1 protein-coding gene is annotated in these 1,451 nt (G+C 70.7%); it reads left to right on the top strand.

What is annotated here, in order from left to right:
• Positions 1 to 1,451, top strand: a 1,451-nt coding sequence (locus AB0B68_RS32060; protein WP_357264753.1) for a condensation domain-containing protein, incomplete at both ends; no start/stop codon positions are given.

Below are 1,451 nucleotides of genomic sequence, written 5' to 3'. Positions count from 1 at the left end.
CGCATCGAGTTGGGCGAGATCGAGTCGGTGATCGGCGCGGTGGCCGGGGTGCGTGAGGTGGTGGCGCTGGTGCACGGCGACGAGTCCCGGCTGCTCGCCTTCTACGTCCCCGAAGGACCGGACGCCGATCTGGCCGCCCGGGTGCGGCAGGAATGCGCCAGTCGACTGCCGGAGTACATGATCCCGGCGGACCTCGTGGCGGTGAAGTCGATCCCGCTGAACGCCAACGGCAAGGTCGACCGGGCCGCCCTCGCCGCGTCGGTCGGAGCATCCGGCCGGGTGCACGTGGCTCCCCGCACCGAACTCGAGCAGCAGCTCGCGGAGATCTGGGCACGCGTGCTGACCCTCGACACGGTCAGCGTCGTGGACAGCTTCTTCGACCTCGGCGGCGACTCACTACGCGCGGTGGCCCTGGTCGGCGCCCTCCGGGGAGCCGGCTTCCCCATTGGCGTCCGAGACGTCTTCGTGCACCGCACCGTTGCCGCGCTCGCCGCGCACCTGACGGCCAAGGACGCCGCCGAGGTCGCACCGGAGTTCCAGCCGGTCGCCCCGTTCGCGCTGCTCGACGACGCCGACCGGGCAGCCCTGCCCGCCGGCCTCACCGACGCGTACCCCATCGCCCAGGTGCAACTCGGCATGCTGGTGGAGATCCAGAAGGACCCGACGCGGTCGCTGTACCACATCGTCCGCTGCTTCCGGGTGCACAGCCGCCAGCCCTTCTCGGCCGAAGCGCTCACGTCGGCGGTGCACGACATCGTCGACCGGCACGAAACCCTGCGTACGTCGTTCGACCCGCACACCTACTCGGTGCCGCTGCAACTCGTGCACGCCCAGGCCCCCGTCGACGTACGGATCCTGCGCCTGGATGAGGAGCGGGCCGAGGCGCACCTGCGCGGCTACGTCGAGGCCGAGCGGGCCCGACCGTTCGACGCCGAGCACCCCGCCCCGCTGCTGCGGGTCAGCGCTCACGTCGGCACCGACGGCGGATGGTGGCTCACCGTGGCGATCAGCCACCTGGTAACAGGTGGCTGGGACCTCAACACCCTGCTGGCCGAGCTGCTCAGCTGCTACGAGCGGCGGTGCGTGGGCATGGCGCCGGAGGCGCCGGAACCGACCGCGGTCCGGTACGCCGACTTCGTTGCCGGCGAGCGGGCGGCGCTCGCCTCGGAGGGCGACGAGGCGTACTGGCGGGAGATCACTTCCGAGTACGCCAGGTTCGTTCCGCCGTCGGGCTGGGGCGAGGCGTCCTCGACTCCCGGGACGGTGCTGCGGCACCGGATCAGCTACCAGGACCTCGACCCACGGATCCGCGCCCTGGCCTCGACGCTCGAGGTGTCACCCAAGGCTGTTCTGCATGCGGCTCATTTGAAGGTGATGAGTCAGTTGACTGATGAGCGGCGTTTTTACACGGGGTTGGTGTGTGATGCGCGGCCGGAGGTGCGGGGTGCGGA

This window comes from Micromonospora sp. NPDC049049 (assembly GCF_040649115.1).
In the GTDB taxonomy this organism is placed as follows: Bacteria; Actinomycetota; Actinomycetes; order Mycobacteriales; family Micromonosporaceae; genus Micromonospora.
Note: the sequence above shows the minus strand (reverse complement) of the source record. Positions and strands in the feature narration are given on the sequence as shown.